Source organism: Halomonas sp. AOP22-C1-8, assembly GCF_052378905.1.
Classification (GTDB): domain Bacteria; phylum Pseudomonadota; class Gammaproteobacteria; order Pseudomonadales; family Halomonadaceae; genus Vreelandella; species Vreelandella citrativorans.
The window spans coordinates 49,102-72,155 of sequence record NZ_JBQSYD010000002.1; the positions used below are offsets into that span (position 1 = coordinate 49,102).

A 23,054-nucleotide genomic window follows, 5' to 3' on the forward strand; every position below is an offset into this window, starting at 1 on the left:
GGAAGGGGTAAGTAGGCCGGGTAGCGTTACAGGGGATGATTCGCATGGCGATGGAAGCAATCGGCTTAGCACCCAGCACACTGATATTTATCGTGCTGGGATTAACGTTGGTAGCGTTCGTATGGGGGCGTTTCCGCTATGATTTAGTGGCATTAACGGCGCTTTTTGCATCGGTGATGCTAGGGCTTGTTCCGGCTGATTCAGCGTTTGCCGGGTTTGGTCATCCCGCCGTCATTACGGTGGCTGCCGTGCTGGTGTTAAGCCGTGGTTTTGAGCGTTCTGGCGTAGTGGATATTATCTCCAACCAAGTGCTCAAGGTGGGTGACCGACTGATACACCAGCTTTTAGCGCTAGTAGGAACCGTGGTGGTGTTGTCCGGCATTATGAATAATGTGGGGGCGTTAGCGCTATTGCTACCCGTTGCCATGCGGCTTGCCCGCGAACATAACACGTCTCCTTCCCTGCTTTTAATGCCGCTCGCGTTTGGTTCGTTGCTGGGGGGCTTAACCACCCTGATTGGCACACCGCCCAATATTATTATCTCCAGCTACCGTGGCAGTGTAACCGGGGAAAATTTTGGCATGTTCAGCTTTTCCCCTGTCGGGGTTGCGGTAGCTGCTGTAGGCCTTGTGTTTATCGTGTTAATTGGCTGGCGCTTAACGCCTAAACGCAATGCGAAGTCATCAACTGAAGAGATGTTTGATACCGCCAATTATCTGGTAGAGCTTAACGTTACCAAGGACTCTAAAGCCAACGGCTTAACGCTGCCGCAGTTACGCGATGAGCTTGAGGAAACCATTCCTGTATTGGCCGTAGTGCGCGACGATAACCGTCGGGCGGGCTACTCCTTTCATGGGATCTTGCAAGAGGGCGATATTTTACTGCTTGAGGCGGGCCCGGATGATCTAAAGCTGCTTGAAGATAAAGTAGGGTTGAGTGCGGTTGCGGAGCCTGAGGAGAAGGATGAAGATGCCTCAAAAGAGGATGAGGGCGAAGCAGACAGCAGTGAGGGCCGGCAGCCGGTGGATACCGAAGGGCTGCAACTGATCGAAGCGGTCGTGCGTAATGATTCGATGATGAATAATCGCAGTGTCCGACAGCTGCGATTAAATCAACAGTTTGGTCTACATCTGGTGGCGGTTGCTCGTGACGGTAGTCGTTTGAAGCAGCGCTTGCGGGATATTCGTTTTCAAACCGGCGATGTACTACTGCTTCAGGGCAGCGAGAACGAAATTAGTGATAGCCTTTCTACCTTAGGCTGTTTGCCGTTGGCTAATCGGGAGCTGCAGTTAGGCCAGCCGCGTAAGTTGGTTATCTCAATCGGGATTTTTGCGCTGGCCATTGTCGCGATGCTGCTGGACCTTCTGCCCGCAGCGGTCGCAATGGGCTGTGCCGCGCTTATTTCGCTATTAATTGGGGTATTGCCACTGCGGGATGGCTACCAGGCCATTGATGGCCCTGTGATTGTACTGTTAGCCGCCATGATACCCGTAGGGGAGGCCTTGGAAACCAGCGGTGGAGCCACGATTGTAGCGAACATCTTGCTGGACTTTGGCGCGCAGTGGCCCATCTTTATTTCCTTAATCGGCCTTTTCTTGCTCACCATGCTACTTTCAAATGTGGTCAATAATGCTGCCGCCGCATTGTTAATGGCACCGATTTCCGCCAGTTTAGCCCAAGGCTTTAATGTCTCTCTTGATCCGTTTTTAATGGTGGTCGCGGTGAGTGCTTCATGCGCGTTTTTAACCCCCATCGGCCATCAGTCCAATACATTGGTGCTGGGGCCAGGCGGCTATCGGTTTGGTGATTATTGGAAGCTAGGTTTGCCGCTTTCGATCGTTGTGCTGGTGGTTGCCCTGCCGGTTATTTTGTGGGTATGGCCGCTGTAAGTAACGACAGCAAAAGATAGTGCTCGGTGGCTCCCTGTGGGCCACCGAGCTTTGTTGAGCTTCGTCGTGTGGATCAGGGCTATCAGATTTTGTTACCCTATTACGCTTGGCGATAAATAAAAGTGAACAGGCTAAGCCTATGAATCAACAATACCGTCAGGATGCGATTGTCGAGCTGGTTCGTCAGCACGGTTATATGAGCATTGAGCAACTGACTGATCATTTCGCAGTAACGCCTCAAACGATTCGGCGCGATCTCAATACGTTGGCGAATGAGGGCCGAGTGAGGCGGGTGCATGGTGGCGTGGGAATTGAGTCAAGCACCGTTAATACGGCCTACAGCACACGTAAAACACTCCATCTTGAAGAGAAAGAGCGTATTGCTCATTGTCTGGCGCAGCATATTCCTAATCACTCATCGCTGTTTATCAATATTGGTACCAGCAATGAAATCATTGCCCAGGCATTGCTGGAGCATCAAGGGTTGGAAGTGATCACCAACAACCTGAACGTTGCCGCTATTTTGCAGCATAAAGAAGACTTTAACGTCATCATTGCGGGTGGCCAAGTGCGCTCCCGGGATGGCGGCATCATCGGTGAAGCCACCATCGACTTTATTAATCAGTTTAAGGTCGACTACGGCATTATTGGTATCAGCGGTATTGATGAAGATGGCTCTTTGCTGGAGTTCGATTACCAGGAAGTACGTGTGGCCCAAGCGATCATTGCTAATTCGCGACGCGTGTATCTAGCCGCGGATTACTCCAAATTCCATCGCAACCCTGTGGTACGCCAAGGGAATCTTTCCCAGCTGGATGCGTTGTTCACTGACCGTAAGCCTCCCGAGTCTATCCAGCAGTTGCTAACCCAATATGATGTGGCGCTCTATATCGCCTAAACGGGCCAAGGCTGCTTTGTAGAGGTATTTTCGTACTTGAGCATCAATAAGGCTTAGCGTAGCCTTATTCATAATAAAGCGAAAATATTCACCTCAAAGCGAACATCTAATGTCCCGTTATCTACTTTCTATTGATCAAGGTACCACCAGCTCCCGTGCCATCTTGTTTAACCGACAAGGGGAAATTGCGGCCGTTGCCCAGCAAGAGTTTACCCAGCACTTTCCCCGTGATGGCTGGATTGAGCATGATCCTGAAGATATTTGGGAATCAGTAGTTGCGACCTGCAAAGAAGTGCTGGTGAAGGCCAGTGTTTCTGCGGGTCAAGTGGCGGGTGTGGGTATTACCAATCAGCGCGAAACCACGCTGCTGTGGGACCGCGCAACAGGTAAGCCACTTTATAACGCGATTGTATGGCAGGATCGGCGAACGTCTGATACCTGCCAAACGCTGCGTGAAGCTGGGCATACCGATAGCGTTCAAGCAAAAACCGGCCTGTTAATTGATCCCTACTTTTCGGCGACGAAACTGGCGTGGTTGCTTGAGAACGTGGAGGGGGCTCGTGAACGCGCTGAGCGTGGCGAGCTGGCATTTGGCACCGTAGATAGCTTTCTGATTTGGCGGCTGACAAACGGTAAGCAGCATGTCACCGATGCCACCAATGCCTCGCGCACGGCGCTCTTTAACATACACACCCAGCAATGGGATGAGGATTTGCTGGCGCTGTTCAACATACCCGCCAACCTGCTGCCCAGTGTGAAAGACTCCAGCGATGATTTTGGCATGATGGAGGCAGAGTGGTTAGGGGCTGAGCTACCGATTGCCGGTGTGGCGGGCGATCAGCAGGCAGCGCTAGTAGGGCAGGCATGCTTTACGCCAGGTATGGGTAAAAGCACCTACGGCACCGGCTGCTTTATGATTGTAAACACCGGTGACACGCCCGCGCTTTCGCGTAATCGCTTGTTGACCACCATCGGCTATCGGCTTAACGGTAAGCCTACCTATGCGCTGGAAGGCAGTATTTTTGTCGCAGGCGCAACCGTACAGTGGCTGCGGGATGGCTTGAACCTGTTTGCGGATGCGGCTGAAACCGAGGCGCTTGCCAAGGAGACCCGGCTGGGCCATAGCGTCTATTTGGTACCTGCCTTTACGGGGCTTGGGGCGCCGCACTGGGACCCTAAAGCGCGGGGAGCAATCTTTGGCCTGACACGGGACACCGGTATTGCAGAAATCGTTGCGGCAGGCTTGCAGGCAGTCTGTTATCAAACTCGCGATTTACAGCACTGCATGAACGACGATATGGACGCCACACCAAGCAAACTACGCGTGGATGGCGGCATGGTTAAGAACAGCTGGCTGATGCAGTTTTTGTCCGACATGCTGGATGTTGAGGTGGATCGTCCCACTATTTTAGAAACTACTGCACTGGGAGCAGCGTACCTGGCAGGCTTACGCTTAGGCTGGTATGACTCTTTGGAAGAAATTGAACAGCTCTGGGACTGTGAAAAGAGCTTTATGCCGACCATGGAGGATGCGTCTCGCGAGCAGCTGTACCAAGGCTGGCTGGATGCCGTGTCGCGCGTACGTTCCGGCGAATAAGGCCATCACGTAGCCATCGTAAGGTGGCTGCGTGCACTTCTTGATTCTCTTCTTGTTGTAAGCTTTTAACACGTTTAACCCTGGGCGGCGGCCAATGTAGTCAAGCTACAACGGGGCGTGCGTCCAATGATGCATTGTTGGCTGATCGTTCATGAACCATAGTCAGGGCATGGGATGGAGTGATGCCTCGTTACCCCGACACATCGCACTATACCTTGCCATATAACCTTTGTGCGTGCATACAGCAGGCGCTAAAGAGCGAAGATTTTATCTGTTTTTTTGACCGTTCGCAGTCACCGAACCAGGTGCTTATCCGACCTGGCATGAGTAGCAATGCCACCATACGTATAGGGCGGCTGGCTTTGCCAACGAAAGCCCTTTGTGAGACCGGCAACGGATGACCATACCATGAGGTACTGAATATGAACTGTATTGAACTAAGCCAACAAGCTAACCAGATTGCCAGTACATTTAGCAAGCAGGACCTGGCTAAACTGGTACTTGCGCTTAAAGATAGCCCGAGATCGCTTCAATGTGCCGTGGAAGTGATCGATACGCTCGATAGTCGGTCTGGCTGTACGCTGGATGAAGCCTGGGATGAAGTGTTGGCAGGCGACTCGCAGCTACAGGTTGCCAACGAGGAGTAAGGCGTTAAACGCTTAGAAGCCTTGGTGGTGGATGTACACAAAGCTCCCTTAAAAATTTTAAGGGAGCTTTTTTAGCACGATAATTGGGTTATGTCCGTTTGATTATGTCCGTTTGGTTATGTGCTTTTAGCAAGCACTAGGCGTCTGCCATTGCTTGTTGAATCGCCTCGCCAGAATTATTTTCGAAGTAGGCATTAAATCGTTCATCGGCCTGGTCACCGAAAAGCATCCGGCAAGCCTCTTTAAGCCCTTCAGAGTGGCGTAGCTGCTCATGACGCACCACAAGCGATATTTTGGCCCGGCGGCGCAGGAAATCTTCCAGTTCAGTGATCATTTCATAATCGCGGGCGTGTTCAAGCTCAACGCGAATATATTCGGTACCTTCAATAAGCAAGGCGGCCTGGTCATGGTCTGCTTCGATTTTCTCAAGCATCGCAAACGCTTTATCCGCGTAGCGGCGCCACAGGCGTTTTGTCAGTAGCTCTGAAGAGGTGCTGGGCGTCATCGCATCAAGGCCGATACGCTCGGCCTGAGCCATAAATTGCTGCTTAACAGAATCAGCAGGTTCGCCGTACCACTGGAACCTGGGGTTGGTTAACGTCACGCCTAGCTGGGTTACCGCATCCGCAATTTCATCACCGACGTTTAAACAGTCGGTGAGCTTGCCACCAAAGATACTGATATGTGCCGTATCGTCATGTGTATCAATAATGTGCTTGCGTGAAAGCTGCAGGAAGTCACGGTCACTGCCTTGGTTGGCCTCGACGGCCAAGGGGCGCACGCCACAGCGTGTTGAAATAATATCGTCAGGTGTCAGGGGCTTCTCAAGCGTTAAGCGCTTGTTAATGTTCTCCAGCACGAAGCTTACGTCTTCATCGGTCACCACCGCATTAGGGTGGTCCATGTGCGTATCGGTAGTGCCGATACAGGTACGGTTGCCCATGGGGATAACAAAGAAAAGCCGCCCATCATCAGCAAAAAACGCCAGTACACGCTTTGACTCTGTTAACTGCGGCACGATTAAGTGGATGCCCTTTGAGTAAAGGTGCTGGTGCGATGTCTGCTGGTTGGTCAGCTTGTTGTGATGATCTACCCACGGGCCAGCCGCGTTAATCAATACCTTGGCTCGTATCTCAAACGTGCTGCCATCCATGGTGTTGCGGGCTTTCGTTACCCAGACACCATCTTTGCGCTCAGCACCCAGCGACTCCACATAGTTGGCGGCTGTCGCACCGAAATCGAGCGCGTGGCGGATAAAATTAAACACAAACCGGGCATCATTGTCGTGCAGGTAGGCATCCGAATACTCAAAGCCGCCCACCGATGTATCGACATTAATGATCGACTCTTCTTGCTTGATATTTTTTGGCGAAAGCAGGCGGGGCGTTTTGGTAAAACCATTACCCATTAACCAGTAAAGCCAGGTGCCTGCCCAAAGATAGCGAGGGGAGTGGCGAAACCCTTTGGTAATCGTGGTGAGAAAACGTATTTCCTCAACCGTGGAAGGGTAACTCTTGATCAGATGATTGCGGCTTTTACAGAGTTTACGCACCAGGCCAAAGTCATTGCTTTCCATATACTTGATGCCCCCCCACACCAGGTTGGAGGAGTGCATGCTGGTGCTGCCTGCAAAGTCGCCACGATCAATCAAGGCGACTTTGGCACCTTTGCCTGCCAGTGCCGCCGCGCTGGCCGCGCCATTAATACCGCCACCAATTACCAGCGCGTCAAAGGTGGTACTTGTCAATTGACTAACGTTTTGTTCACGCAGGGTCATGATAGCCTCATTAATGGGAAATTAGGTTTGATAACCAAAGCAAAACACAGTTATTTTCATTTATGAAGAATATGTGATCGTTTGCGATCTTTCAAGTTTGAAAACGAACATTGGGCGCCTATAAAAAAACCGGCTCCATTGTGGAGCCGGCTTATGGCAATCCTGTTTCCAGGATGTGTTATTCGACGTGGGCTTCCTCAGGATTAATTGGCGCTGCCTGCGTAGCATTATGGTTAATGAGCGTGCCTTTATTCTTTGCGAACGCATCGTAGGCAAAGTCATCGACCGTTAGCATCTCCAGCACGTTCTTTTCGAATTCGCGCATAAAGATCGTTTCTTCTTCACTAATCAGGCCTTTCTCAAACGCTACCTCAACCCGAGCTTCAGGGTGAAGGGCCGTTTGGGGCAGCTCACCTTTGGCGTAGGCTTTGTTAACCGTGCGATAAATGGCTTCAGCACGGTCATAATCAACCAGTAGTGCGTTGTAGCGCGCCAATGGGTTGGGCTGTTCGCCGTCGTCGGTATCCCAGGTGTTGGAAAGCAGTTTGGTACGCAACGCAGTGTGGGTGGAAACCCGTTTAGCAATGTCGCGTGCCAAATCGTCATGGGGTTTATCCCAACGACGGCCGGTTGGCATTACCACGGCGTTAAGCACACGGCCGAGTGCCCGATTAGGCAAATTGTCGAAAATCTCCACAAAGGCTTGCTCTGCACGATGCAGCAGGAAGCGGCAGCTGTAGTGAAGCAGGGCGTCTTCGCCTTCCACTTTGTCACCTGCTTGCCACTGTTTGAGCACCATGGATGCGAGATACAGGTTAGAGAGCACATCGCCCAAACGGGCAGAGAGCATTTCGCGTTTTTTCAGCGCGGACCCCAGGCTTGCCATGGCGGCATCCGCACATAGCCCAAAGCCTGCCGAGAGGCGGGCAATATCTTGCGCATAAGCCGCGGCTGGCCCGTCAAATGGCACGCGTTCTTTACCAAACCCTAGCCCCATGGTGAACGCACGTGCGGCGTTACCAAAAATCAGGCCCGCATGGCTGAAGAAGGCTTTATCAAACGCGTTGATGTCGTTGGCATCCTTGGCGGCCAGCTCTTCCAGCACGTAGGGGTGACAGCGGATCGCCCCTTGACCAAAGATCATCAGGTTACGCGTCATGATGTTGGCACCTTCAACGGTAATCGCAACCGGGTTGGCGCTATAGCCAATACCTAAATAGTTGCGTGGGCCCAATGTGACCGCTTTACCGCCATGCACATCCATCGCATCGCTTAACAAATCACGCTGAAACTCGGTCAGTTGGCTCTTCAAAATCGCTGAAGGAACCGCCGGTTTCTCACCATGATCAATCAGGTTAGCCGTTTGATAAACGGTTGCCTGGGAGATATAAGCTATCGCTGCCATACGTGCCAGCGGTTCTTGAACGCCTTCCATTTCGGCGACAGGCACGTTGAACTGACGACGAACACGCGTAAAGCCACCGCTCCAGCCCAGTGCGTAGCGGGCGGTGCCGGTCGCGCCGGAGGGCAGCGTGATACAACGACCAATCGATAGGCACTCAACCAGCATGCGCCAGCCTTGGCCAATCATCTCCTGCCCACCGATGATGGTATCCAGCGGGACAAAGACATCCACACCTTTAATCGGGCCGTTCATAAACGGGCTGCCGATGGGGTGATGGCGGCGGCCAATGTCCATGCCTTTCGTGTCGCGAGGAATGAGCGCTAAGGTAATGCCCCGGTCTTCTTCGTCGCCCAACAGCTTTTCAGGGTCGAATAAACGGAAGGCTAAACCTACAACCGTGGCAATGGGAGCCAGCGTGATCCAGCGTTTTTCAAACGTCAGGCGCAGGCCTAGCGTCTCTTTTCCATTAATAATCTCTTTACACACTACGCCGGTATCAGGCAATGACGTTGCGTCAGAGCCCGCCCGCGGGCCTGTTAGGCCGAAGCAGGGGATTTCGCGGCCATCGGCCAAACGGGGCAGGTAGTGGTCTTTCTGTTCCTCAGTACCGTATTTAAGCAGCAGCTCGCCCGGGCCGAGGGAGTTGGGCACCCCAACGGTCACCATTAACGTTTCGTTAGCGGAGAGTTTTTGCAGTGCCATGGACTGGGCTTTTGCTGAGAACCCTAGGCCACCGTACTCCTTGGGAATAATCATTCCAAAGAAGCCTTCTTTTTTCAGGTAGTCCCATAACTGCTGGGGCAGGTCGGCACGCTCTTGAGCAATGTCCCATGCGTTACACATGCCAGCCGCTTTAGCGCACTGGATATCGAGAAAAGCCTGTTCATCTTCGCGCAGGCCTTCATCCTTGTAAGCCAGCAGCTTATTCCACTGTGGCTTACCGGAGAAAAGCTCCCCGTCCCAGGAAACGCTACCGGCTTCTAGCGCCGTGCGCTCGGTGGCGGAGACCTTTGGCGCGACCTTTTTGAAAATTTTAAAAATCCGCGGTGTCAGCCACTGTTTGCGCACTGCTTCAAGGCCCGTCACAGCAACGACCAGAGCAGCGATTAGCAGCAATACGCCTATAACGGCGGCGTCAAAGAGTAGGCCAACAAGCCCTAATATACCCAACAGTGTCAGGGCTGCTGGGGCGCCTGCTTCGCGGCGCATAACAATCAGCAGGCCAACCACGGCCAGGATAATCAGTAGTAGGGTGAGCATAGAACGTCTCCATGTATTATTAGGCACTGTCCAGTTCTGGTCTGCATTGCGCTTGGCTCAGAACGTTGATGTCTGATCCACCGATGCAGCCTTGCCGTCGTGTGTAACGCTTGAAGTGATGATTAGAACGCAAGCCATAGGCATTCGAACAGATGTTTGAATATTGGCAGACGTACGCTATCCCGCGCAAGTCGTTACGTCTTTTTATCCTGCTTATTAATAGTAGCTTAGTAAAAAAAAGCCACGGCAGTTAGCCGTGGCGCTTGGATGAACGGGGATTCACGTGTGAAAACGTCATTCACCCATGTTGGGCAGGCGCGCCGTTAGCTACAAAATAGGTAACTTGCGCGCGAGGCAGCGGTTCGTGTCCACGGATGTGGTCGGCAATCTTTTCGGCCAGCATGATGGTTGGCGCATTCAGGTTGCCGGTAGGAATTAGGGGAAACAGTGAGGCGTCAACCACCCTTAAGCCTTCTACGCCATGAACGCGGCCTTGGCCATCTGTCACGGCCAGCGAATCGTCTCCCATACGGCAACTGCCACAGGGGTGATACGCCGTTTCCGCGTTTGCCTTAATAAACTGATCCAGCGCTTCATCGCTTTGTACATCAGGCCCTGGGGAAATCTCACGGCCTCGGTACTTATCGAATGCGGGTTGTTCGATAATGTTGCGCGTTAAGCGAATGGCATCACGGAACTCTTCCCAGTCTTTTTCATGCGACATGTAGTTGAACAAAATACTGGGTGCCGCGTGCGGGTCTTTTGAGGCTAGCCGAATGCGGCCTCGGCTTTTGGAGCGCATCGAGCCCACGTGCGCTTGAAAGCCATGCGCTTGAACCGCGCTTTTGCCATTATAGCTAATCGCGATGGGTAAAAAGTGATACTGCAGGTTGGGCCACTCTTCCTCATCACGGCTGCGAATAAACGCACACGCTTCAAACTGGTTGCTGGCGCCAATGCCCGTACCCTTGAGTAGCCACTCAGCGCCTATCATGGGCTGGTTGTACCATTTTAGAGCGGGGTAGAGCGAGATGGGTTCTTTACATGCGTACTGAATGTACATCTCTAAGTGGTCTTGCAGGTTTTCGCCGACACCCGGCAGGGCATGAACGGGCTTGATGCCTAGCGGCTCGAGCACTTCAGGATAGCCGATGCCCGAGCGCTGCAAAATTTGAGGTGACGCAATAGCACCACCACACAGCAGCACTTCCCGCTTGGCGCGGGCGGTCTGCTGTTGCCCTTTGCGCTCGTAGCGCACACCTACAGCGCGCTTGCCGTCAAACTCAATGATGTCGGTAACGGCGTGGGTTTCTATGGTCAGGTTGGTGCGCTGTTTGGCGGTGTCCAGGTAACCCCGGGCGGTAGAGGCGCGTCGCCCCTTGGGCGTAACGAACCGGTCCATGGGGCCAAAGCCTTCTTGCTGATAGCCGTTAACATCGTCTGTTTCCGGGTAACCTGCCTGTTTGCCTGCTTCAATAAAGATGCGATACAGCGGGTTGTTACCGTTTTTGGGAGTAGTGATGCTGACCGGGCCGCTGCCACCGTGGTAGTCGTTGGCCCCGGTGTCGCGGGTTTCTGACTTTTTAAAGTAGGGTAGGCAGCTTAAGTAATCCCAATCTTCCAAGCCTGGCTGTTGAGCCCAGTTATCGTAATCCAGTGCATTACCGCGGATATAGCACATGCCGTTAATCAACGAAGAGCCGCCCAACCCTTTCCCGCGCCCGCACTCCATGCGACGGCCATCCATATGTGGTTCCGGGTCCGTTTCAAATGCCCAGTTGTAACGCTTTCCCTGAAGTGGAAAGGCGAGGGCTGCTGGCATTTGGGTACGAAAATCAAGCCGGTAGTCCGGCCCGCCGGCCTCTAACAAGAGAACGCGGACGTCGCTGTCTTCCGTTAAACGCATAGCCAGCACGCTTCCCGCTGAGCCCGCGCCGATAATAATGTAATCAAATTCATGCGGTTGCGGCATAGTTACACCTTGAGAGAGTAGAATAGCTGGCGTGTTTGCTGTTTCGCTTTAAAACACCGACTCAAAGGGGCCCATCTCGATTTGTACCGACTTGGTTTGGGTATAGTGGTTAAGCGTATCGATACCATTTTCACGGCCAATGCCCGACTCTTTATAACCGCCAACCGGCATTTCAGAAGGTGATTCACCCCACGTATTCATCCAGCAAATACCCGCTTCCAACTGATGAATAACGCGATGCGCCCGGTTTAAGCTTTCGCTAAATACACCGGCTGCCAAGCCATACCGGGTGTCGTTGGCGCGACGAATGACGTCAGCTTCATCATCAAAGGCCAGCACCGACATCACTGGGCCGAAAATTTCTTCCTGCACAATGCGCATATCATCTGTGCAATCGGTAAATACGGTAGGTGCTGCCCAAGCGCCGTTGGCCCAGTCGCCGCTTTTCCACTCATCACCCCCCACCAGCAGGCGGGCGCCTTGCTGTTTACCCAAGGCAATATAGGAAAGCACCTTTGCCTGGTGCTCAAAACTGACCAGAGGACCAAAATTAACGCTAGGGTCCATAGGGTCGCCTGCTTTGATGCGCTTAACACGCTCCACCAGCTTGGCTTCAAATGCGTCTTTCACACTGCGTTCGATAAACACCCGCGTACCGTTGGTGCAAACTTGGCCACTGGAGTAGAAATTGGCCATCATGGCCGCATCGGCGGCGCGGTCCAGGTCCGCATCGGCAAAGATGATCAGCGGTGACTTTCCACCCAGTTCCATCGTAACGTCTTTAAGCGATGAGCTAGCGGCTGCGGCCATCACTTTTTTGCCGGTACCTGCTTCACCGGTAAACGACACTTTGGCAATGCTCGGGTGTGCCGTCAGCATCGCGCCTACGTCGCCATCGCCTTGCACCACGTTGAAAACACCGTCTGGCAGGCCAGCTTCGGTAAATATCTCAGCCAGTTTAATTGCGCTCAGCGGTGTCACTTCACTGGGTTTAAAGACAACGGCATTACCTGCCGCCAGCGCTGGCGCGGCTTTCCAGCAGGCGATTTGAAGGGGGTAGTTCCACGCGCCGATGGCGCCAATGACGCCCAGCGGCTCGCGGCGGGTATACACAAAGGAGCTTTCGCGCAGTGGAATTTGGCTACCTTGAATAGCGGGGGCCAGCCCTGCGAAGTACTCAATCGCATCAGCGCCCGTCACGATGTCGACACTTGCTGTTTCGCTAATCGGCTTACCGGTGTTGCGGGTCTCGAGCGCTGCCAGCTCGTCATTGCGCTCACGCAGCAACGCAACCGCGCGCTGCATAATACGGGCGCGCTCCATGCCGGTCATGGCAGCCCACTCGCGCTGGCCACGCTGGGCCGCTTCAACGGCTGCGTCAACGTCCTGTTGGCTTGCTTGGCCAAGTGTCGCAAGCAGGCTGCCATCAAATGGGTTAGTAACGGTAAAAGTAGTACCTGACGTGGCAGCGACCGGACGACCATCAATATAGAGAGGCTGTACATCTTGAGCGGACATGTTGATCTCCTTTATAACCTTAATGAGCGGGTGCTGAGTGTTGATATTGGTGATAGGCCAAGAGTTGATCAAGATAGTGGAGCGCTAGATGGCGGGCTTTGTCGGCATCAAGCCCTTCGGGTGTTAATGCACCGCGTAGCCATAAACCATCAATCATGGCGGCCAACCCACGGGCCGCATTGCGTGCCTCAACGTGGGGGAGCACGCGTCGAAACTGACAGCATAAATTGGCGTAAAGGCGTCTATCGTTCACATTCTGTAGGCGCTGGAGCATCGGCTTGTGCATGCTGCTGGCCCAAAAGGCAAGCCATGTTTTAGCCGCAGGGCCGGTCACTTGAGTGCGATCGAAGTTGCCTTCGATAATCGCGCTGATGTGCGCTTTAGGTGAGTCATCGTTCAACGCCCTGCGCCGCGCAGAAATAGCGTCACTAAGGTCAGTCAAGATCTGGCGCATAGTGGCTTCAAGAAGGCCATCTTTCCCGCCAAAGTAGTGACTGATGATGCCTGCAGAGACGCCCGCGTGACGGGCAATCCGCATAATGGTTGCTTCTGCCAACCCCACTTCGTCAATGGCCGCCATGGTGGCGTTGATTAACTGCTGGCGGCGTATCGGTTCCATTCCCAGCTTTGGCACAGCTGTCTCCTGATGACGTTGAATGCCTAACTTGAAACATACGGTTAGTCATGATTATCTGTATATCTTAGTAGTTGTTTATTGAACGTTCAATCAATAAACGCTGGTGCATGTTGCTGCGCTTGGCGTTAAAGGAATAAACATGCCCATTTACGTAAAATAGAAGGGGAGTTGTAATGAAACGTGTCCAGGTGGTGGGATTAAGCGCATTGGTGTTGGGGGCTGCTATGCCCATGATGGCCCAAGCCGATGAGTGTTCGCGTGTGCGTTTTGCCGAAGTGGGCTGGACCGATATTACCGCGACGACGGCGTTGGCCAGCGAAGTGTTGGAGGCGCTAGGCTACACGCCAACCGTCGATACGGTGTCAGTGCCGATTGCCTATGCGGGCATGCGTAACAATGATTTTGATGTTTTTCTAGGCAACTGGATGCCCTCTATGGCGTCCATCAGCGACCCGTATATTGAGAGTGGCGATGTTGAGCGGTTAGTTGTCAATTTAGAAGGCGCCAAATACACGCTGGCCGTACCGCAATACGTGTACGATGCAGGTGTTACCTCTGTGAATGATTTAGCGGCTCACGCTGATCAATTTAACCATCGCGTGCATGGCATCGAGGCGGGTAACGATGGCAATGAGCTTATCCAGCAAATGATTGATGATAATGCCTACGACCTGGGCGATTGGCAGGTGGTGGATTCCAGTGAAGCAGGCATGCTGTCAGAGTTGACAACACGCGTCCCCAATGAAGAGTGGATGGTCTTTCTGGGGTGGGAGCCGCATCCCATGAATACCAACTTTGATATGGCCTACTTATCCGATGCGGATGATTACTTTGGGCCTGATTTGGGTGGCGCCACGGTGCACACCAATACGCGCGCCGGGTTTGTCGAAGCGTGCCCGAACGTGGGTACACTACTTGGCAATATGACGTTTACGCTGGAAATGGAAAACCAGTTAATGGGCGCCATTATGAATGAGGGTGTCGACCCTCGCGTTGCCGCCAATCGTTATTTAAAAGAGCACGACGATTTATTAGCCACGTGGCTTGAAGGTGTGACGACCCTGGATGGCGAGCCTGCACTGCCAGCGGTTCAGACCGCTCTGTAAATCTGTCATTGTCTCATTGAAAGGTAAGCCTGTTTTCGGCTTGCCTTTTGTTTCGAGAATAGGCATAATCTGCACCCGCTGATGTCGGAAAGGCTACGTAGCTCAGCTGGTTAGAGCACATCACTCATAATGATGGGGTCCCCTGTTCAAATCAGGGCGTAGCCACCAAATCAGCGCCGCAGTACATGGATATTCAAGTGTATTGCTATGGTGGCCCCTTAGGTCCTCCCGCAACGCTATACTGCAAACCCCGCCAGGCCCGGAAGGGAGCAACGGTAGTGGTGGCTGCGTGTGCCGGGATGTGGCTTTTGGGGCCGCCTCCATTTCTGTCGTTTCCAGCCTGTTGTGATATAAATTCCAGCCAAAATGACATAATTTGCGGCTTATCGTGACATAACCTGTTTTTGTAGTAATCCTACGAAATGGGGTGTTGTCATGTTTAGCGCAAGCTCCGTCACCCTCGTGTTAAAAACCTCTACAAATTTGCTAGTTTTAAAACAAGCTGTACTCGCATTGTTGAGTCTTCCTTGACGGGTTGTGATCAGCACGCGTGCTATTACTACTGGGAACATGGCGATTAAGCAACTAAGCGAGTAGCGCCTTTATCTTATGCGATGGCATGCATTTTCTTATATCCATCCAAGGCTTTGAAGAACTCAGTAGCGGTGATGCCTAAGGCCAATGTGTGCTTGGGCTCAGGTAGCGAATAAATCATTGGTCTGTTAGCGACAAGCACGTCATTGTGCATGGACTCACGACGACTAGATGAATTGTTTTAGCATTGGTAACCCCTGCCTGAGAGGTTTCTCCATGAAAGCACCCCAGTTAGAGATAAGCCAGCCTCCTGGCGCGCCACTCAGGAGAACTGACTATTCCCAGCGTAGTCGTTGTCTTGGTGAGAGGGAGGGGTGCTTAGCATAAGAGTGAGGAGGAATCCCCCTATGGCGCCTGCAGAGGCTAGCTGCCTGGGTGCATTACTTCATGAGAGGCATTGCCAGGGTTTTCCTGCATGACGTTTTTCTACATAACAACGCTTCGAGCAGCAAGCCATTTCGCTTTGCAGCCAGTCTTCAGTGCCCAAGCGAGAACAATGATAAATCAATCACTACAATAAGGAGATACATCGTATGGGCTTATTAAATAAACGGGCCTCGTCGACGTACGACGACAACGACATGCAGACGGATTATGTTGTAGGGCAGGACAATATCCAGGGAAGTATGGGACCCATCGGTTTTGACATTCATAACCGCGTCTTTGTCCTGTCCGCACTCGCCTCGTTGATTTTCATTGTGTTGACCCTGATGTTCCCGGCGCAGGCAGGGAAGCTGTTCCAATCTATCGTTGGCTTCTCGACGCGCACGCTGGACTGGTACTTCATGATTCTGGTGGATTTTTTCATTGTCTTCTGTCTGGCGCTGATCGTGCTTCCCCATGGCAAAGTGAGGCTAGGCGGCCCGGATGCTCGGCCGGAACACAGCTACCTGTCGTGGTTCGCTTTGTTGTTCACGGCGGGTATCGGGATCGCCTTGCTGTTCTTCAGCGTGCTGGAACCGGTTTATCATGCAAATGTGTCTTCGCCCTTAGGCACTCCTTCGCCCTTTGGTGCCGACGGTGCGCTAAATATGGCCGCGGTTGACGAAGCCTCGGTCATGGGGCTGGCGGGGACGTTTCTGCACTGGGGACTGCACGGCTGGGCCGTATACGCGGTGATGGCGCTTGCCCTCGCGATCTTCAGCTATAACAAGAAACTGCCGTTTTCTATTCGCTCGATCTTCTTTCCTATCCTGGGGGGTCGCGTATGGGGTTGGTGGGGGCACTGGATCGATATCCTGGCGGTGTTTTCCACCCTGTTCGGCTTGGCCACGGCACTGGGCCTGGGCGCGCAGCAGGCCAACGCGGGACTGAATTTTGTGTTCGGTATGGCCATCAATACCACGACACAGGTCATCATCATTGCGCTTGTCACTGCGGTGGCGCTGGTATCGGTGTGGCGTGGCCTGGAGGGGGGCGTAAAGCGACTCTCCGAGATCAACATGATCGCGGCCTTGATGTTCTTCTTCTTTGTGCTATTCGCTGGCCCGACCCTGATGGCGATCAGCGGCATGTGGACGGGAATCACCCATTATGTGACGGAGCTCATTCCGCTCTCGGCGCCCTTTGGCCGTGAAGATGACGCCTATCGTCAAGACTGGTCGGTGTTTTACTGGGCGTGGTGGGTCAGCTGGGCGCCTTTTGTCGGCATGTTTGTCGCGCGCGTGTCCAAGGGGCGTACGGTGCGTGAATTTCTGCTCTGCGTGCTGATCGTGCCAAGCCTTTTTATCTTTATCTGGATGGGGGTATTCGGCAGCATTGCACTGGATCAGCTTTATACCAATCCCGCCGCCAGTCTGGTCAAGGAGTACGTGATCGATAGCTACCGTCCCGAACTAGCCCTATTCGGCATGCTCAATGAGCTACCGCTGACGGGTTTGATGTCGAGCCTGGGGATCATTCTGGCGCTCACCTTCTTCGTGACGTCATCGGATTCCGGCTCTCTGGTGATCGATACCATCACCGCCGGCGGCAAGATCGAAGCACCTCGGCCCCAGCGTATGTTCTGGGCGACGGTAGAGGGGTTGATTGCCATCGTGTTATTGATCGGTGGTGGGTTGTCGGCGCTTCAAGCGGGTGTCACGGCGACGGCTATCCCATTTTCCATCTTGATGCTGCTGATGTGCTACTGCATCATCCGAGCGCTGAACGGCGAGCTGCGCCGCATGCGCAACGGAAAGTGACGTGTTGACCCCTTTGCCGGGCGCGATGTCCGGCAAGGAGGAGTTTTACTGTCCCTCACGAAAGAAAAACGCCTGTACCCCAACAGGTACGGGCGTCCGCGTTGCTTGTGTAATCCCCCCGAAAATCCGATTCAACTCAGATGAGGTGAGTCGCCATGAGCTTACTCGCCGCGGGGGTAGCGCTGGGCTTCTTCGACTTCGTTCAGGTCCATATGGTTACGCATGTAGCGCTCGCAAGCGTCCTGCAGCGGCTGATAGTCCCACGGATAGTAGTGGCCATTACGCAGGGCTTCGTAGACGATCAGACGCTGTGCCTGGGAGGCGCGCACGTCGGCATCGAAGGCTTTCATGTCCCACTGCTTGTGTACCTTGGCCTGATAGTCGGCCACCACCTCGGCGTAGTCGGGATGCACCGCCAGGTTGTGCTGCTCCTGCGGGTCGGCCTCCAGGTCGAATAGCTGCGGTGGGTCAATCTCGCAATAGTTGAATTTCCACTTGCCCTCGCGGATGGTCACGATCGGCGAATAACTGGCCTCGGCGGCGTATTCCATGTACACCGGCGCGTCGCGCTTCTCGCCTCTGGTCAAGGGGAGCAGCGACTGGCCATCGGTATAGGGCACGATTGAGGAAAGGTCGATGCCGACCAGGTCGGCAATGGTGGTATTGATATCGATGATTGATACGGGATCCTCAACATTGCGCGGTTCGATCCCCGGTGCAGACAGCATCAGCGGTACCCGCGACGAGCCTTCATAGGGGCTCATCTTGAACCACAGGCCCTTTTCGCCAAGCATATCGCCGTGGTCGGCACAGACCACGATAATCGTGTTGTCGAGCATGCGGGTGCGTTCGAGCACGTCTAGAATGCCGCCGATCTTGTCGTCGACATAGGAGATGTTGGCGAAATAGCCCTGGCGAGCATTGCGCACGTCCTGGGGCTGGATATTGAACTTGGTGTAATCGTTGGCTTCGAAGATCCGTTGGGAGTGCGGGTCCAGCTCATCGAAGGGTACGGGCCCTTGCTGTGGCTCAAGATACTCGCAGTCGTTATATAAATCCCAGTATTGGCGACGTGCTACATAGGGGTCGTGCGGGTGAGTGAAACTGACGCACAGCGCCCAAGGCCGCTCGTCGTGACCGCGCGATAGGTCATATAGCCGCTGCTCGGCGTGAAACGCGACTTCGTCGTCGTATTCCATCTGGTTGGAAATTTCAGCAACGCCAGCGCCTGTTACCGACCCCAGATTGTGGTACCACCAGTCGATACGTTCTCCGGGCTTGGTGTAGTCAGGTGTCCAGCCGAAATCAGCCGGGTAGACATCGGTGGTTAAGCGTTTCTCGAAACCGTGGAGCTGATCTGGGCCGACGAAGTGCATCTTTCCTGACAAGCAGGTGGAATAACCTGCGCGACGCAAATGATGCGCCCATGTCGGCACGCTTGAAGGAAATTCAGCTGCGTTGTCATATACCCCGGTGCGGCTCGGCAACTGGCTCGACATGAAGGCGGCCCGCCCCGGTGCGCAAAGATAGCTAGGTGTATAGGCATTGTTGAAATTGACCGAGCGTTTGGCCAGTTTCTTGAGGTTAGGCGCATGCAAGAAATCGGCGGGGCCATCCTTGAACAGTGTACCGTTGAGTTGGTCGGCCATTAACACCAGTACATTAGGTCTAGCCATATAGAAATCTCCCTGGCGAGTATTGTTGATATTCGAAGCTGCCAATAGGCGCGACTTCAATCCCTTACAATGACGTGCCGGGAAGTAGTAAACCAATGATTTATTTGCCCCCTAAGCCCAAACTCACATTGGTCTTAGGTATAAACGACGATTTAGTGGATAGTGCCTGTTACCGCCATCAACCTGGTTCTACTGTGCCCTATATTAATGCTACTGCTGTGTGATAATCATACGGCCTACCTGCCGGTTGGAGGCTGAGCGCTATGTGTTTCCATCGTTTTTAAGGTGAAGGTAGAGTGGGTCGAACTCGCCAGCTTGCTGCAGCTTGTCCCAGTCAGGTATGGTCATCCGGCTTCTTTCGGTGATGATCAAGCCATCTGCGCGTAGTGCCTGAAAAACGCGGTTTACGTGGACGGGCGTCATCCCTGTCGCATCTGCTATTTCTGCTTGGGTCGTTGGCATATAGAACGTGTTCCCCTCAGTCAAGCCTACTGTCTTTAAGCGCACCATGAGTTCGCAGATAATATGCGCGATGCGGGAGTAAGCCTCGCGTTGTCCAATATTTAACAGCCATTCACGGAAAATAGAGGCGTAGACAAGTGTCTCGCGCCAAAAAGCAGCAACAAGCCTGGGATAGCGCTCACAGAGTTGGTGCAGATCTTTATGCTGAATGAAGCCGAGCTTACAGGGGCTGATAGAGGCAATATTAATATCTATTACTCTCAAGTGAAGGCTTTGCAGGTCGGGTATGTCGCCAGGAACATGCAGGGCCATGATCTGGCGCTTGCCTTCAATGGATACTTTGTTGACGCAGGTAAAGCCCTCAACCATCAAGCAGCACTGGTTTGGCTGATCGCCCACTTTAACAATGTCTTGATTGCTCTTGATTTCTTTTGTGTGAATCGGTAACCCCATCAGTGCCTGCTTCTCTTCACTGGTAAGCGCGAAAATATTTTCTAATTTGCGGATCATGATGTGATTGGGCGAGAAGGGCGCTGTGGTCATGTTTGGCTCCGAGGTTTGCAGAAATAATGAAGCCTGATGCAACATTTCCTGCGCACTATGTGGTTTGGTAATGCCAGTCTCAAGCATGCTCCACGTGAGGTGAAATAGCCAGGTTACGCGATTTATCGTATTGAATTTTATTTATTCGGAAGGAGACTTTAAAAAAAATTAAAGTTCTGTGGCAGGTATTTTCATCAGTGACGCTAGGCTGGTGTGTTGGCCCTGCAGCAAATCGGCCAGTGTATATTGATCCAGAACGCCCAAAAAGGCGTCTAGTGCATCGTTAAGGATAGGCTTTAAGCGGCATGCGGGGGTAATGACGCAGGCGCTATCGTCTCGAAAGCACTCGACGAGCGCCATTTCCTGCTCGGTATCTCTCACCAGCGCCCCTAATCGAATGTGTTCGGGCGCCCGGTTTAGCCAAAGTCCGCCATGCTTGCCGCGGATGGCTTTGAGGTACTCTTTTTGATGTAGTTCCTGGACAATTTTCATCAAGTGATTGCGCGAGATCGAGAATGTCTCGGCAATTTCCGTGATTGTTGCGCGCTCTTCTCCCTTGGCTGCCAAGTAAATCAAAACGCGAATAGAGTAATCCGTGAAGCGGGTTAGGTGCATGGTTTGCCAAGTGTGGACCAAACACCGCATTGTACGGGGTTTAAAAAGGATGGGGAATATTCGGCTAGGGGCCGTGATAATAAAAGGAAGGTGTTGATTATAGAAAATGAGCGCTATTAATCATTTTTGCTCATCGTTAATGTCGTTAACATGGGGCAGAGTAATTGCCTGGTAGCCTGTATAGCATGGGTGGGGTGAATGGGGTGTTGTTAAAAAACGGATCAGGGAGGTCATATGAACTACGAAATAGTGCTTAAGCGCGTCTATTCAGCGTTTGAAGACGACGAGGGAGCACGCGTCCTGGTTGACCGTTTATGGCCACGTGGAAAAGAGCGTGCTTCGCTGGCGCTAACGGAGTGGTATCGCGATGCCGCGCCTTCATCATCTTTAAGGCGTGACTACCACCAGGACAAAATTAGTGAGGCTTCCTTTCAGACCCGCTACCGTTTGGAGTTAAAGGAGTCTGATGAGGCATTACTACCGCTGATGCGTTATGCCAGGCAAGGTAAGCTGACGTTATTAACGGCTTCACGCCAACTGGACCATTCACATTTGCCCACTCTGCGTGAAGCGGTGCTGGACGCGCTGGATTTAGAGGACCGAGCAGATCAAGAGTTAGCGTCCTCACCGTGTTACTTAAATAGCACTTCTCAGGATAGTGAGTAGCGAGGGATGTTAATCACCGGGCTGGCTATCGGTCGTGATTAACGCGTTGTTTGTTCGTCAATAAAGTGCTGCATAATCGCCAGAGTTTCATTGCTGACATGATGCTCCATGCCTTCAGCATCAATGCGTGCGGTATGATCATTAACGCCCAGCGCGCGTAAAAAATGTAGCACTATATCGTGCCGTGCCCGGGATGTTTCTGCCATTTTTTGGCCTTCCGCTGTTAGAAACAGGGAGCGGTAAGGCTTGCTGGTGACCAGTCCCAGCTCATTTAAGCGGCGGATCATCTTGGATACGGTCGCTTGACTCACCCCCATGCGGCTGGCGATGTCGGCGGCGCGCGCTTCTCCCCGATGGCGAATCAGGTCGCCGATCAGCTCAACGTAATCTTCGATTAGCTCGGTTTCATGCGCATTGCGCACGGTTTCATATTGCCGTGTGTGCTCTTCAATGGGCGGCAATGCGTCATTGCAGTAACTTTTACTCATACATTTGGCGTTATGGGGAAGCGGCTGATCGTTATCACTCATTGGCAGACTATATCGAGGTGAATGGAAAACTCTAATGGATCATGGTAGCGCATATTGTAGAATAATTGTTAGCCAAGGCTAAACTATTTGCACAATGCTTTTTTGTTGAGCTAAAGTTGTAATTAGCGCAAACCAAATTTACAACGGGGGACGTCCATGAGCCAACGAAAAACATGCTTGATGATAAGTTTGTTGCTTGCGACGGCGGGCAGCGTTACGACGGCCAGTGCCCAGACGCTATCGCCGCCGATTAATGTTGTGGCGACGTTTACGGTATTGGGCGATTTGGTGGCCCGCGTGGCAGGAGACGACGCCAACGTATCAGTGCTGAGCCCTGTTAATGCAGAGGTGCACGAGTGGGAATTAACACCCAATAATTTTGCCGCTCTGGAAGAAGCCGATATTGTTTTTTATAACGGCTATCAACTGGAGCAGTGGATGCGCCAGGTGGAAGCGACTACCCAAGGCGATGTGCCCTTGGTCGCCGTTGCCGAAGCGTCTGAACACCCAACCCAACATATTATGATTGGCGATATGCAGGGCGATGTCGACCCACATTTGTGGACAGACCCGCGTGCGGCAATGGCCTATGTTCACGTGATAGCGAATGAGTTGGAAGACCTTCTGCCAGAGCAGGCAGAGGATATTCAGGCGCGTGCCGATAACGTCGTGACAGAACTTCAAGACCTTCACTTGGAGCTTCAACAGACGCTAAGCGATATTCCGGAAGAGCGTCGTGTTTTGCTCTCAAGCGAAGCAGCATTTTTGTATTTCTCTGATACTTATGGCTTTGAACATGACGGTATCTGGGGGAATAACGCCGAAACGGAAGGCTCGCCGCAGCAGTTAATGCGCATCATTGACTTGATTAACGCACGCCAGCCTGCAGCGCTTTTTTGGGAAAGCACAACGTCGGATCGTTACGTTAGTAGCCTTTCCAGAGATACGGGGATTCCCATAGCAGGCCCTTTATACGTGGATTCGTTAAGCCAGCCAGAGGGCGAGGCGGGGGACTATTTTGCCATGTTGAGGCATAACGCCGATTTGCTGCGCCAGTATTTAGCCGTTGAGTAGTACAT

The 23,054-nt window shown here is 52.9% G+C and carries 17 protein-coding genes, 1 tRNA gene and 1 other RNA gene; 10 read left to right on the forward strand and 9 right to left on the reverse strand.

What is annotated here, in order from left to right:
* The first annotated feature begins 44 nt into the window (after positions 1 to 44).
* From ACT3TY_RS01410 to ACT3TY_RS01425, 4 genes are all read left to right on the forward strand, one after another.
* Positions 45 to 1,889, forward strand: coding sequence for an SLC13 family permease (locus tag ACT3TY_RS01410; RefSeq protein WP_444627158.1), 1,845 nt, complete (start codon positions 45 to 47; stop codon positions 1,887 to 1,889).
* A gap of 139 nt (positions 1,890 to 2,028) precedes the next feature.
* Positions 2,029 to 2,787 carry a DeoR/GlpR family transcriptional regulator gene (locus ACT3TY_RS01415; RefSeq protein ID WP_087105625.1) on the forward strand — a complete coding sequence of 253 codons (759 nt, stop codon included), beginning with the start codon at positions 2,029 to 2,031 and terminating at the stop codon, positions 2,785 to 2,787.
* Positions 2,788 to 2,896: 109 nt separating this feature from the next.
* On the forward strand, positions 2,897 to 4,384 hold the full coding sequence (gene glpK, locus ACT3TY_RS01420; protein ID WP_193054383.1) for a glycerol kinase GlpK: 1,488 nt from the start codon (positions 2,897 to 2,899) through the stop codon (positions 4,382 to 4,384).
* A gap of 422 nt (positions 4,385 to 4,806) precedes the next feature.
* Entirely contained in the window at positions 4,807 to 5,031 is a 225-nt protein-coding gene (locus tag ACT3TY_RS01425; protein ID WP_172116492.1) for a hypothetical protein, read from the forward strand.
* Between the two features lie 136 nt (positions 5,032 to 5,167).
* Here the strand turns inward: ACT3TY_RS01425 and ACT3TY_RS01430 are convergent, their stop codons facing one another.
* The 5 genes from ACT3TY_RS01430 to betI form a co-directional block, all read right to left on the reverse strand.
* Positions 5,168 to 6,808 carry a glycerol-3-phosphate dehydrogenase/oxidase gene (locus tag ACT3TY_RS01430; RefSeq protein ID WP_444627159.1) on the reverse strand — a complete coding sequence of 547 codons (1,641 nt, stop codon included), beginning with the start codon at positions 6,806 to 6,808 and terminating at the stop codon, positions 5,168 to 5,170.
* A 178-nt stretch (positions 6,809 to 6,986) separates the two neighbouring features.
* Entirely contained in the window at positions 6,987 to 9,473 is a 2,487-nt protein-coding gene (locus ACT3TY_RS01435) for an acyl-CoA dehydrogenase (RefSeq protein WP_444627160.1), read from the reverse strand.
* A 298-nt stretch (positions 9,474 to 9,771) separates the two neighbouring features.
* Positions 9,772 to 11,445, reverse strand: a complete 1,674-nt coding sequence (gene betA / locus ACT3TY_RS01440) for a choline dehydrogenase (protein ID WP_441679331.1) — start codon at positions 11,443 to 11,445, stop codon at positions 9,772 to 9,774.
* 48 nt (positions 11,446 to 11,493) lie between these two features.
* On the reverse strand, positions 11,494 to 12,963 hold the full coding sequence (gene betB, locus ACT3TY_RS01445) for a betaine-aldehyde dehydrogenase (RefSeq protein ID WP_441679330.1): 1,470 nt from the start codon (positions 12,961 to 12,963) through the stop codon (positions 11,494 to 11,496).
* Positions 12,964 to 12,982: 19 nt separating this feature from the next.
* Complete coding sequence (gene betI, locus ACT3TY_RS01450; protein ID WP_444627161.1) at positions 12,983 to 13,597, reverse strand: transcriptional regulator BetI; 615 nt, start codon at positions 13,595 to 13,597, stop codon at positions 12,983 to 12,985.
* Between the two features lie 176 nt (positions 13,598 to 13,773).
* On the opposite strand from betI, the gene ACT3TY_RS01455 reads away from it, so the two are divergent.
* The 4 genes from ACT3TY_RS01455 to ACT3TY_RS01470 all read left to right on the forward strand — a co-directional run bounded on the left by ACT3TY_RS01455 (position 13,774) and on the right by ACT3TY_RS01470 (position 17,483).
* Positions 13,774 to 14,706 carry a choline ABC transporter substrate-binding protein gene (locus ACT3TY_RS01455; RefSeq protein WP_444622134.1) on the forward strand — a complete coding sequence of 311 codons (933 nt, stop codon included), beginning with the start codon at positions 13,774 to 13,776 and terminating at the stop codon, positions 14,704 to 14,706.
* Positions 14,707 to 14,797: 91 nt separating this feature from the next.
* Positions 14,798 to 14,874 (forward strand) — tRNA-Met (locus ACT3TY_RS01460).
* Between the two features lie 49 nt (positions 14,875 to 14,923).
* Positions 14,924 to 15,020, forward strand: an RNA gene (gene ffs, locus ACT3TY_RS01465) — signal recognition particle sRNA small type.
* Between the two features lie 813 nt (positions 15,021 to 15,833).
* The gene (locus ACT3TY_RS01470; RefSeq protein ID WP_444627162.1) at positions 15,834 to 17,483 is read left to right on the forward strand and encodes a BCCT family transporter; all 1,650 of its coding nucleotides are present in this window, start codon (positions 15,834 to 15,836) and stop codon (positions 17,481 to 17,483) included.
* Positions 17,484 to 17,644: 161 nt separating this feature from the next.
* Here ACT3TY_RS01470 and betC read toward each other — a convergent pair whose 3' ends face one another.
* The 3 genes from betC to ACT3TY_RS01485 all read right to left on the reverse strand — a co-directional run bounded on the left by betC (position 17,645) and on the right by ACT3TY_RS01485 (position 20,779).
* Positions 17,645 to 19,159: a choline-sulfatase gene (gene betC, locus ACT3TY_RS01475; RefSeq protein ID WP_444627163.1), complete on the reverse strand. Its 1,515-nt coding sequence runs from the start codon at positions 19,157 to 19,159 to the stop codon at positions 17,645 to 17,647.
* Positions 19,160 to 19,420: 261 nt separating this feature from the next.
* On the reverse strand, positions 19,421 to 20,164 hold the full coding sequence (locus ACT3TY_RS01480; RefSeq protein ID WP_193054374.1) for a Crp/Fnr family transcriptional regulator: 744 nt from the start codon (positions 20,162 to 20,164) through the stop codon (positions 19,421 to 19,423).
* A gap of 168 nt (positions 20,165 to 20,332) precedes the next feature.
* The gene (locus ACT3TY_RS01485) at positions 20,333 to 20,779 is read right to left on the reverse strand and encodes an Rrf2 family transcriptional regulator (protein WP_193054373.1); all 447 of its coding nucleotides are present in this window, start codon (positions 20,777 to 20,779) and stop codon (positions 20,333 to 20,335) included.
* Positions 20,780 to 21,013: 234 nt separating this feature from the next.
* Here ACT3TY_RS01485 and ACT3TY_RS01490 point away from each other — a divergent pair, with 234 nt between their 5' ends.
* On the forward strand, positions 21,014 to 21,445 hold the full coding sequence (locus tag ACT3TY_RS01490) for a DUF488 domain-containing protein (RefSeq protein ID WP_444627164.1): 432 nt from the start codon (positions 21,014 to 21,016) through the stop codon (positions 21,443 to 21,445).
* A gap of 38 nt (positions 21,446 to 21,483) precedes the next feature.
* Here the strand turns inward: ACT3TY_RS01490 and mntR are convergent, their stop codons facing one another.
* The gene (gene mntR / locus ACT3TY_RS01495) at positions 21,484 to 21,933 is read right to left on the reverse strand and encodes a manganese-binding transcriptional regulator MntR (RefSeq protein ID WP_226911993.1); all 450 of its coding nucleotides are present in this window, start codon (positions 21,931 to 21,933) and stop codon (positions 21,484 to 21,486) included.
* 198 nt (positions 21,934 to 22,131) lie between these two features.
* Here mntR and ACT3TY_RS01500 point away from each other — a divergent pair, with 198 nt between their 5' ends.
* Positions 22,132 to 23,049 (forward strand): metal ABC transporter solute-binding protein, Zn/Mn family, encoded by a 918-nt coding sequence (locus tag ACT3TY_RS01500; protein ID WP_444627165.1) that lies wholly within the window; start codon positions 22,132 to 22,134, stop codon positions 23,047 to 23,049.
* The last annotated feature ends 5 nt before the right edge of the window (positions 23,050 to 23,054 follow it).

Excerpts from the sequence above, each read along its gene's own strand:
- ACT3TY_RS01410 (WP_444627158.1), top strand. The coding sequence starts at position 45 with ATGGCGATGGAAGCAATCGGCTTAGCACCCAGCACACTGATATTTATC.
- ACT3TY_RS01415 (WP_087105625.1), top strand. The coding sequence starts at position 2,029 with ATGAATCAACAATACCGTCAGGATGCGATTGTCGAGCTGGTTCGTCAG.
- glpK (WP_193054383.1), top strand. The coding sequence starts at position 2,897 with ATGTCCCGTTATCTACTTTCTATTGATCAAGGTACCACCAGCTCCCGT.
- ACT3TY_RS01425 (WP_172116492.1), top strand. The coding sequence starts at position 4,807 with ATGAACTGTATTGAACTAAGCCAACAAGCTAACCAGATTGCCAGTACA.
- ACT3TY_RS01430 (WP_444627159.1), bottom strand. The coding sequence starts at position 6,808 with ATGACCCTGCGTGAACAAAACGTTAGTCAATTGACAAGTACCACCTTT.
- ACT3TY_RS01435 (WP_444627160.1), bottom strand. The coding sequence starts at position 9,473 with ATGCTCACCCTACTACTGATTATCCTGGCCGTGGTTGGCCTGCTGATT.
- betA (WP_441679331.1), bottom strand. The coding sequence starts at position 11,445 with ATGCCGCAACCGCATGAATTTGATTACATTATTATCGGCGCGGGCTCA.
- betB (WP_441679330.1), bottom strand. The coding sequence starts at position 12,963 with ATGTCCGCTCAAGATGTACAGCCTCTCTATATTGATGGTCGTCCGGTC.
- ACT3TY_RS01455 (WP_444622134.1), top strand. The coding sequence starts at position 13,774 with ATGAAACGTGTCCAGGTGGTGGGATTAAGCGCATTGGTGTTGGGGGCT.
- ACT3TY_RS01470 (WP_444627162.1), top strand. The coding sequence starts at position 15,834 with ATGGGCTTATTAAATAAACGGGCCTCGTCGACGTACGACGACAACGAC.
- betC (WP_444627163.1), bottom strand. The coding sequence starts at position 19,159 with ATGGCTAGACCTAATGTACTGGTGTTAATGGCCGACCAACTCAACGGT.
- ACT3TY_RS01480 (WP_193054374.1), bottom strand. The coding sequence starts at position 20,164 with ATGACCACAGCGCCCTTCTCGCCCAATCACATCATGATCCGCAAATTA.
- ACT3TY_RS01485 (WP_193054373.1), bottom strand. The coding sequence starts at position 20,779 with ATGCACCTAACCCGCTTCACGGATTACTCTATTCGCGTTTTGATTTAC.
- ACT3TY_RS01490 (WP_444627164.1), top strand. The coding sequence starts at position 21,014 with ATGAACTACGAAATAGTGCTTAAGCGCGTCTATTCAGCGTTTGAAGAC.
- mntR (WP_226911993.1), bottom strand. The coding sequence starts at position 21,933 with ATGAGTAAAAGTTACTGCAATGACGCATTGCCGCCCATTGAAGAGCAC.
- ACT3TY_RS01500 (WP_444627165.1), top strand. The coding sequence starts at position 22,132 with ATGAGCCAACGAAAAACATGCTTGATGATAAGTTTGTTGCTTGCGACG.